Source organism: Bradyrhizobium sp., assembly GCF_030693485.1.
In the GTDB taxonomy this organism is placed as follows: Bacteria; Pseudomonadota; Alphaproteobacteria; order Rhizobiales; family Xanthobacteraceae; genus Bradyrhizobium.
The window spans coordinates 1-5152 of record NZ_JAUYAN010000052.1 but is presented as its reverse complement, the minus strand read 5'-3'; the positions used below and the strand labels follow the sequence as shown (position 1 = coordinate 5152).

At 63.8% G+C, this 5152-nt stretch carries 4 protein-coding genes and 1 pseudogene; 3 read left to right on the top strand and 2 right to left on the bottom strand.

What is annotated here, in order from left to right; translation table 11 throughout:
- Together Q8N40_RS04050 and Q8N40_RS04045 are read right to left on the bottom strand one after the other, a co-directional pair.
- Positions 1–232, bottom strand: a 232-nt coding sequence (locus tag Q8N40_RS04050) for a DUF1993 family protein (RefSeq protein ID WP_305710889.1), incomplete at its 3' end; no start/stop codon positions are given.
- 202 nt (positions 233–434) lie between these two features.
- The gene (locus Q8N40_RS04045; protein ID WP_371135608.1) at positions 435–1772 is read right to left on the bottom strand and encodes a lytic murein transglycosylase; all 1338 of its coding nucleotides are present in this window, start codon (positions 1770–1772) and stop codon (positions 435–437) included.
- Between the two features lie 318 nt (positions 1773–2090).
- Between Q8N40_RS04045 and acsA the strand changes: the two genes are divergently transcribed.
- From acsA to Q8N40_RS04030, 3 genes and pseudogenes are all read left to right on the top strand, one after another.
- Complete coding sequence (gene acsA, locus Q8N40_RS04040) at positions 2091–3848, top strand: acetate--CoA ligase (RefSeq protein WP_305710887.1); 1758 nt, start codon at positions 2091–2093, stop codon at positions 3846–3848.
- Positions 3845–4849 (top strand): pyruvate dehydrogenase (acetyl-transferring) E1 component subunit alpha, encoded by a 1005-nt coding sequence (gene pdhA, locus Q8N40_RS04035; RefSeq protein WP_305710886.1) that lies wholly within the window; start codon positions 3845–3847, stop codon positions 4847–4849. Before acsA ends, pdhA begins: the two co-directional genes overlap by 4 nt.
- A gap of 6 nt (positions 4850–4855) precedes the next feature.
- Positions 4856–5152 (top strand): annotated as a pseudogene (locus tag Q8N40_RS04030) (alpha-ketoacid dehydrogenase subunit beta); the annotation flags it as partial.

Genomic DNA, 5152 nt, shown 5'->3' with positions numbered 1-5152 from the left:
GAATCGAAGGCACTTCGCTGTGGGTGAGGCGCGCGCAGCCCTTGGTGGCGAAATCGCAGGTGAGCTGGATCTGGCGGCTCAGCGGCAGCATGTCCGGATAGAGCCGGGCGCCGAGCAGCACCTCAGGCTGGATTTTCTTCGCCGCGCAGTGCGCCTCGGCCTTGGTTAGAATACCGGTGAGGCTGTTCAGGATCTGCAGGTACGCGGCAACGGAAGCGTCGTGGAAAGACATGTGAAGCTCTTTTCGTGTTGTGGAATATGGTCTGACGCGGGGCACGTGATGCTCGAAGTGGGGTTGCGAAAGGCGAAATACAACGTGCTCGTCGTCGCCCAACTTGATCGGCAACCCAGTACTCCGCGGCGGCTATCGTGTGAAGATCGAACATCACGGATTACTGGATGCCCCGCCTCCGCGGGGCATGACGATCGAGGCGTCAACGCGCCGGCGGCAATGCTGTCGCGCCGGGCGCTGCGCGCGGCGCGGCCGGCACCCCGCGCATCCGCGCCAGCAATTCGGCAGTCGGCCATGAATCCGCCGGCAGGCCGTATTTGATCTGCATGGTCTTGACCGCGGTGCGGCTCAATTGCCCCATGATGCCGTCGACCTTGCCGACATTGAATCCCGCGCGCACCAACAGTTGCTGCAGTTCGCGCAGTTCGTTGAACGGCAGCTGCGCCACCGGCGCCGAGGGACGCTGCATCGGTGGCGCACCGGCGATGCGGGTAGCGAGATAGCCGGCGGTGGTCGAGTAGATCAGCGAATTGTTCCACTCGGTATAGGCGGCGAAGTTCGGATAGGCCAGGAACGCCGGCCCATGGCGGCCCATCGGCAGCAGCAGCGACGCCGGCAGGCTGTCGTTCGGCAATGCCTTGCCGTCGGGATAGGTGACGCCGAACTGCGTCCATTTCGAGCGCGGATGCTTGATCGTGAGGTCGGCCTGATCCCACGGTAGGTTTTGCGGCACCCGGACTTCCTGCAGCCAGGGTTCGCCGCGCCGCCATTTCAATCCGTTGGCGATGTAGTTCGCCGTCGAGCCGATCACATCATCCGGGCTGCGCAGCATGTTGCGATGGCCGTCACCGTCATAATCGACGGCGTAGTTGAAATAATGCGAGGGCAGGAATTGCGTCTGGCCGAGCTCGCCGGCCCAGGAGCCGATCATCTCGCTTGGCGCGAGATCGCCGCGGTCGATGATCTTCAGGGCGGCGATGGTTTCCTTCTCGAACATCTCGGAGCGGCGGCAGTCATAGGCCAGCGACATCAGCGAGGGCAGCGTTGGCAGATTGCCCATGTTGGCGCCGAAATCGCTCTCCAGGCCCCAGAACGCGGCAATCACAGCCGGCGGCACGCCATATTCCTTCTCGGCGCGCGCAAACGCCGCGGCATGGGTTTTGATCTTGGCCTGGCCCTGCTGCATCCGATACACCGCCGCCATTCGCGCTGCGAACTCGTTGAACACCTGCCCGAACACGCGCTGGCCGCGGTCGCGGTTGACGATACTCTGATCGTAGACGAGGTAGGGTGCCGCTTCCGCCAGCGCCCGCTGCGACACGCCCGCTGCGACCGCCTGCTGCTTGAGGTCGGCGAGGAAGCGATCGAACGACATGCCGTTATGGCAGGCCGCGCCGCCGCGCGGAGCGGGGGCTGCGGCGGGTCTTGCCGGAGCGGCGAGCGGTCGGGCTGAAGCAGGAGCCGGTTGCGCCGATGCTTGCTGTGGCCCGCACAGAACCGCCAGCAGGACTGCACCGGGAAAGAAGCGTGTCATTGAAATCTTTCGCATGCGGCTACCGATTGGATGTCAATTCGCGAAGGGTGACGCTGTCGTAGCATCATGCATCACAGAGTTACATCACGAATCCGGCGGCCGCACGGAAGGCCGGGACCGATGCCCGGCGATGCCTGGCTGACCCCGCAAGCACCCGGATAGTGCCGCTTGTGCTCCCTTCCGAAAGGTACCGGAGACAGTAGTCACGGCTCCGTCGCGGTTTCGCTCGGCATCGATTGCGCGGGCTCGCGGGCTTGACCCAGGTCAAGGCCGCTCGAAATCCGCCATGTAGCCTTTTGATCACAGATCACCTTAAGGTCGGCCATGGAATGGGAGCGTATCCGGAAGCAGCCCGAGGATTATGTCGGCGCCAACCTTCAGGATTATGAAGAATGCGCCAGCCGATTCGCGTGGTCGCAGGCGCGGGCGTTGCTTGATGGTCTGCCCAATGGCGGGATCAATATCGCGTTCGAGGCCGTCGACCGGCACGTGCTTGCGGGACGCGGCGACAGACTGGCGATGCGCTGGATCGGGCGCGGCGATCAGGTTCGCGATTTCAGCTATCTGGCTCTGCGCGCGCAGATCAACCGGTTTGCCAATGTCCTGGCGGAGCGCGGGGTCGCCAAGGGCGATCGGGTATTCTCCCTGCTCGGCCGCGTACCCGAACTCTATGTTGCCGCCCTCGGTACGCTAAAGAACGCAAGCGTGTTCTCGCCATTATTCTCGGCGTTCGGGCCGGATCCCATCAAGGCCCGTATGACGATCGGCAATGCCAAGGTGCTCGTCACCTCCGAGACATTTTACCGGCGCAAGATTGAGCCCTGGCGAAAGGAACTCGCGAGCCTTGAGCACGTCTTCCTGACCGAATGTTCGGATCGCCTTCCAGCCGATACGATAGATCTGTCCGCGGCGCTGGCGCAGGCTTCGGATTCGTTCGAGACGGTGTGGACCGGCCCCGAGGACATGGCCTTGCTTCACTTCACCAGCGGGACGACCGGGCGGCCAAAGGGTGTCGTGCATGTCCATGAAGCCGTCGTCGCTCACCATATCACCGGCCGGCTCGCGCTCGACCTGCGTCAGGACGACATCTTCTGGTGCACGGCGGACCCCGGATGGGTGACCGGGACCTCGTACGGCATCATCTCGCCGCTCACCAATGGCGCGAGCATGATCGTCGACCAGGCCGAATTCGACGCGGAGCGTTGGTATCGCATCCTGCAGGAGCAGAAAGTCACCGTCTGGTACACGGCGCCGACGGCGATCCGCATGCTGATGAAGGTTGGAGCCGAAATTACCAGGCGATTTGATCTGTCCAAAGTGCGCTACATGGCCAGCGTCGGCGAACCGCTCAACCCGGAAGCCGTGGCGTGGAGCGCGGCCACCTTCGGAAAGCCGTTTCACGACAACTGGTGGCAGACGGAGACCGGCGGCATCATGATCTCCAATTACCGCTCGATGGACGTCAAGCCGGGCTCGATGGGGCGTCCCCTGCCGGGGATCACGGCCGGCATCGTCGAGTGCGTTGAAGGCGGCGAGTTGCGCGAAATCACCGAACCGATGGCGATGGGCGAACTCGCGCTCCGCCCGGGCTGGCCGTCGATGATGCGTGCCTATCTCAACGAAGAGGAACGCTACAGGAAGTGCTTCATGGGCGGCTGGTATCTGACCGGCGACCTCGCGATGCGCGACGGCGAGGGGTACTATTGGTTTGTCGGCCGCGCGGACGACGTGATCAAGAGCGCCGGCCATCTGATCGGCCCGTTCGAAGTGGAAAGCGCGCTGATGGAGCATCCGGCGGTGGCCGAGGCCGGCGTGATCGGCATTCCCGACCCGACCGCCGGCGAAATGGTCAAGGCCTACGTTGCCCTCAGGAACGGCTTCGAGCCCAGCGATGCGCTGCGTAAGGAATTGCTCGGCCATGCGCGCCAGCGTCTCGGTCCGGCGGTCGCGCCGAAGGACATCGTCTTTCGGCAGAACCTGCCGAAGACGCGCAGCGGCAAGATCATGCGCCGCCTGCTCAAGGCCCGTGAATTGGGCCTGCCGGAGGGCGACATCTCGACGCTCGAAAGCGAGGAGCGATGACCGTACCAGGCGACAAGCCGCATCTGTCGCGCGAGCATATGCTTGCTTTGCTGAAGCATATGATTCGTATTCGGCGCTTCGAGGACAAGTGCGCCGAACTCTATACGAGGGAAGAGATCAGGGGGTTCCTGCACCTCTACGATGGCGAGGAAGCGGTTGCCGTCGGCGTCATCCCGGTGCTGGAGCAGCGTGACAGGATCGTGGCGACCTACCGCGAGCACGGGCACGCTTTGGTGCGCGGCGTGCCGATGAATGCAGTGCTGGCGGAGATGTACGGCAAGCAGGAAGGCTGCAGCCGCGGACGTGGCGGATCGATGCACCTGTTCGATCGGGCCACCAATTTCTACGGCGGCAACGCCATCGTGGGCGGCGGTCTGCCGATGGCGATCGGACTGGCGCTCGCCGACCGGATGCGGGGCGACGACATCGTCACGGCCTGCTTCTTCGGGGAGGGCGCCGTCGCCGAAGGCGAGTTTCACGAAAGCATGAATCTGGCCGCGCTGTGGGAGTTGCCGGTGCTGTTCGTGTGCGAAAACAACCGCTACGCCATGGGAACGGCGCTAGCCCTTTCGGAATCCGAAACGGATATCCAGCGCAAGGCGGCGTGCTACCAGATCGCTTCCGAGGCGGTCGACGGCATGGATGTGATAGCGGTCGAGGCCGCCGCCCGTCGGGCGGTGCATGCGGTGCGCGCAACCCGCAAGCCCCACTTCCTGGAATGCCGGACGTACCGGCTGCGCGCGCATTCGATGTTCGATGCTCAGCTCTATCGCGACAAGGCCGAAGTCGAGGCCTGGCGGCAAAAGGAACCGATCGTGCGCTTTCAGGGCTGGCTGGAAACCAATCATATGGTTCATGCGGAAGATCTGGCGCGCATCGAGTCCGAGGTCGCGGCCGAGATTGCCGGGGCGGTCGCCTTCAGCGAGGCCGCAACATGGGAGCCGGTCGAGCAACTCACCCGCTTCGCCTACGCAGAAGCAGCTACGCAAGCCGAACGCTGAGGTGTCATGCCGCAAGAGATGATCAAGCCCGCAACGACGGAAATCACCTACCGCGATGCGATGCGAGAGGCGATCTGCGATGCAATGCGCCGGGATGACCGCGTGTTTCTGATGGGCGAGGACGTCGGTCACTATGGCGGCTGCTACGGCGTGAGCAAGGGCCTGTTGGCGGAATTCGGCGCGGAACGGATCCGCGATACGCCGCTGTCGGAATCCGGCTTTACCGGCGCCGGCATCGGTGCGGCGATGGCTGGCATGCGCCCGATCGTCGAACTGATGACGGTGAATTTCAGCCTGCTCGCG

Coding starts and splice junctions, on each gene's coding strand:
- pdhA (WP_305710886.1), top strand. CDS start 3,845: ATGACCGTACCAGGCGACAAGCCGCATCTGTCGCGCGAGCATATGCTT.
- acsA (WP_305710887.1), top strand. CDS start 2,091: ATGGAATGGGAGCGTATCCGGAAGCAGCCCGAGGATTATGTCGGCGCC.